This window comes from Novosphingobium sp., assembly GCF_039595395.1.
Classification (GTDB): Bacteria; Pseudomonadota; Alphaproteobacteria; order Sphingomonadales; family Sphingomonadaceae; genus Novosphingobium.
The window spans coordinates 1-4,090 of the sequence record NZ_JBCNLP010000004.1; the positions used below are offsets into that span (position 1 = coordinate 1).

The 4,090-nt window shown below is 53.6% G+C and carries 1 tRNA gene and 2 rRNA genes; all 3 read right to left on the reverse strand.

Going from position 1 to position 4,090, the window contains the following annotated elements:
- Positions 1-460 precede the first annotated feature (460 nt).
- The 3 genes from ABDW49_RS19385 to ABDW49_RS19395 all read right to left on the reverse strand — a co-directional run bounded on the left by ABDW49_RS19385 (position 461) and on the right by ABDW49_RS19395 (position 3,748).
- A tRNA-Met gene (locus ABDW49_RS19385) sits at positions 461-537 on the reverse strand.
- An 85-nt stretch (positions 538-622) separates the two neighbouring features.
- Positions 623-737, reverse strand: a 5S ribosomal RNA gene (rrf, locus tag ABDW49_RS19390).
- 203 nt (positions 738-940) lie between these two features.
- A 23S ribosomal RNA gene (locus ABDW49_RS19395) occupies positions 941-3,748 on the reverse strand.
- Positions 3,749-4,090 lie beyond the last annotated feature (342 nt).

Genomic DNA, 4,090 nt, shown 5'->3' on the forward strand with positions numbered 1-4,090 from the left:
TGTCATGAACACTTGCAGCGCAGGGCAAAACCCCGCCAACCACAAACGTCCAAACTTCAGGAGCCGATGCCTGCATTTGTCAAACGTAATGGATACGAAGGACATATGTAACATCGGCTTGGTTTAAACTACGCCATCGAGCCCGAAGCTCCCAAGGCGCAGACGCCGTCGTCCACATGTCCCTTCATCATAATCAACTATGTCAAAGAACGTTTCAGGTTTCCCTGGCCGACAGTTAAAGCGGACAGTCATCCCACCCCGATTTGCACCGGGGGATGAAGGCCCGCATCTGTCGACAACCTCGCAGCTAACCGGCCCTTCCGGGCGGCGCCGCATCGGTGAAGCGGGCCTATATGGCTGCTCACCGAGTTCGGTCAACTCTTAATTTCGTGAAGTCCTGCTTTCTTCGCAGGCAGCCTCAGCGGCCTGGTACTCCATCCCACGCTCAATGGCGCGGCCCTGGTTGCGGGGGCAGGATTTGAACCTGCGACCTTCAGGTTATGAGCCTGACGAGCTACCGGGCTGCTCCACCCCGCGTCAGGGTTTGCAAGAATGATCACGCCCCCAGCCATCCGGCATGGGGGGTGTGAATGGGTTTTTTTTTGAGCACGCTGGCGATAATGCCTGGCGACGACCTACTCTTCCAACGCTTGAGCGTTAGTACCATTGGCGCGGACAGGTTTCACGGCCGAGTTCGAGATGGGATCGGGTGGGTCACTGTTGCTATGGTCACCAAGCAATATGGCCAGCGTGCTGCAGCGAGCATGAGGCAGGTTCGTGACCTGCCTTGCGCAGGGTTACCCTGTGCGGCTTGCTGTTGCGGTGTTTTTTAATCAGATGTTGTGATTGGCTGTGACGATTGTCCGCCTTCACGATGCGCTGCCTGGTTGATCTTTATGGGATCATCCTTTGTGCAGGCCTCTTAGTGATGGTGGGGTTCATCAAGCATGAACAGAGTGATTAGTACCGGTTAGCTCCATGCGTTACCGCACTTCCACACCCGGCCTATCAACGTGGTCATCTTCCACGATCCTTAAAAGATATCTCATCTTGAGGCAAGTTTCCCGCTTAGATGCTTTCAGCGGTTATCTCTTCCGAACATAGCTACCCGGCAATGCCACTGGCGTGACAACCGGAACACCAGAGGTTCGTCCACTCCGGTCCTCTCGTACTAGGAGCAGCCCCTCTCAAATCTCAAACGCCCACGGCAGATAGGGACCGAACTGTCTCACGACGTTCTAAACCCAGCTCGCGTACCACTTTAAATGGCGAACAGCCATACCCTTGGGACCTGCTCCAGCCCCAGGATGTGATGAGCCGACATCGAGGTGCCAAACACCGCCGTCGATATGAACTCTTGGGCGGTATCAGCCTGTTATCCCCGGAGTACCTTTTATCCGTTGAGCGATGGCCCTTCCATGCGGAACCACCGGATCACTATGACCTACTTTCGTACCTGCTCGACGTGTCTGTCTCGCAGTCAAGCGCGCTTATGCCATTGCACTCTACGGCCGATTTCCGACCGGTCTGAGCGCACCTTCGTACTCCTCCGTTACTCTTTAGGAGGAGACCGCCCCAGTCAAACTACCCACCATACACTGTCCCCGATCCGGATAACGGACCAGGGTTAGAACCTCAAACATGCCAGGGTGGTATTTCAAGGATGGCTCCACGCCAGACTGGCGTCCACGCTTCAAAGCCTCCCACCTATCCTACACAAGCAGTCTTTCCAAAGGCCAGTCTGAAGCTACAGTAAAGGTTCACGGGGTCTTTCCGTCTAGCCGCGGGTACACTGCATCTTCACAGCGATTTCAATTTCACTGAGTCTCGGGTGGAGACAGTGCCGCCATCGTTACGCCATTCGTGCAGGTCGGAACTTACCCGACAAGGAATTTCGCTACCTTAGGACCGTTATAGTTACGGCCGCCGTTTACCGGGGCTTCAATTCAGAGCTTGCACTCCTCCTCTTAACCTTCCGGCACCGGGCAGGCGTCAGACCCTATACGTCCACTTTCGTGTTTGCAGAGTCCTGTGTTTTTGATAAACAGTCGCAGCCCCCTGGCCTGTGCCCCCCACAAATGCTTGCGCATATATGGGGCCTCCTTCTCCCGAAGTTACGGTGCCATTTTGCCTAGTTCCTTCACCCGAGTTCTCTCAAGCGCCTTGGTATTCTCTACCTGACCACCTGTGTCGGTTTGGGGTACGGTTCCTAGTTACCTACGGTGGGGCTATTTCCTGGAACCTCTTCAAAGCCTGACCAATCCAATAAGGCCAGACAATTCACGAGATCCGTCACACACCACCAGGTACAGGAATATTAACCTGTTTCCCATCGACTACGCCTTTCGGCCTCGCCTTAGGGGCCGACTAACCCTGCGTCGATTAACGTTGCGCAGGAACCCTTGGTCTTTCGGCGTGCGTGTTTTTCACACGCATTGTCGTTACTCATGTCAGCATTCGCACTTCTGATACCTCCAGCAAGCTTCTCAACTCACCTTCACAGGCTTACAGAACGCTCCTCTACCGCGTGGTTCAAAGAGCCACACCCGTAGCTTCGGTGCATGGTTTGAGCCCCGTTACATCTTCCGCGCAGGCCGACTCGACTAGTGAGCTATTACGCTTTCTTTAAAGGATGGCTGCTTCTAAGCCAACATCCTAGCTGTCTAAGCCTTCCCACATCGTTTCCCACTTAGCCATGACTTTGGGACCTTAGCTGGCGGTCTGGGTTGTTTCCCTCTTGACGACGGACGTTAGCACCCGCCGTCTGTCTCCCGGATAAGACTCGTTGGTATTCGGAGTTTGGTTAGTATTGGTAGATCTCGCGACCCCCGCAACCATCCAGTGCTCTACCCCCAACGGCATAAATCCGAGGCGCTACCTAAATAGATTTCGGGGAGAACCAGCTATCTCCCGGTTTGATTGGCCTTTCACCCCTACCCACAAGTCATCCGCTAATTTTTCAACATTAGTCGGTTCGGTCCTCCAGTGAGTGTTACCGCACCTTCAACCTGCCCATGGCTAGATCACCCGGTTTCGGGTCTATACCCAGCGACTAAGCGCCCTATTAAGACTCGCTTTCGCTGCGCCTCCCCTATACGGTTAAGCTCGCCACTGATATAAGTCGCTGACCCATTATACAAAAGGTACGCAGTCACCCCTAACAAAGGAGGCTCCCACTGCTTGTACGCATACGGTTTCAGGTTCTATTTCACTCCCCTCTCCGGGGTTCTTTTCGCCTTTCCCTCACGGTACTGGTTCACTATCGGTCAGTCAGGAGTATTTAGCCTTGGAGGATGGTCCCCCCATATTCAGACAGGATTTCACGTGTCCCGCCCTACTCGAGTCCTGTTTCACTTCAAAGATCCTTTTGCATACGGGGCTATCACCCGCTATGGCCGCACTTTCCAGAGCGTTCCGCTAATTTAGAAACAGGCACTGGGCTGGTCCCCGTTCGCTCGCCACTACTAAGGGAATCTCGGTTGATTTCTTTTCCTCCGGGTACTTAGATGTTTCAGTTCCCCGGGTTCGCTTCACCAAAGCTATTTTATTCACTAAGGTGATACCTTATCCACCTCACTCACTCACTGATCACTCAGCAAACGAGAGAAATGGTGAAGGTGGGTTTCCCCATTCGGAAATCTCCGGATCAAAGTTTGCTCACAACTCCCCGACGCTTATCGCAGCGTACCACGTCCTTCTTCGCCTGTACATGCCAAGGCATCCACCAAATGCTCTTACCTCACGCTTGAGAACCCACACCATCAATAACAGGCCTGCATAAAGCCTGCATCGTTCTAGGCGTAGGACAATAATCTCAGCCAGATTTACAACATCTGTAGTAACGCTAAAGCCATATGGTTCTTGCCTTCAACAGGGCGACCCCCGCTGCGCAAAAACCGACCTCGCGTCACCGCGTCGATTAAAAAACCCATTCACAATGTCAAAGAAGCGGGCAAATCCCGCAGGCCTTACAGCAAAAGACCAACCATCAGGTCAGCCTCAAGATGCAAGGAAAGGTGTGTCTTCATCTTCAATGGAAACGTGGTGGAGCCTATCGGGATCGAACCGATGACCCCCTGCTTGCAAAGCA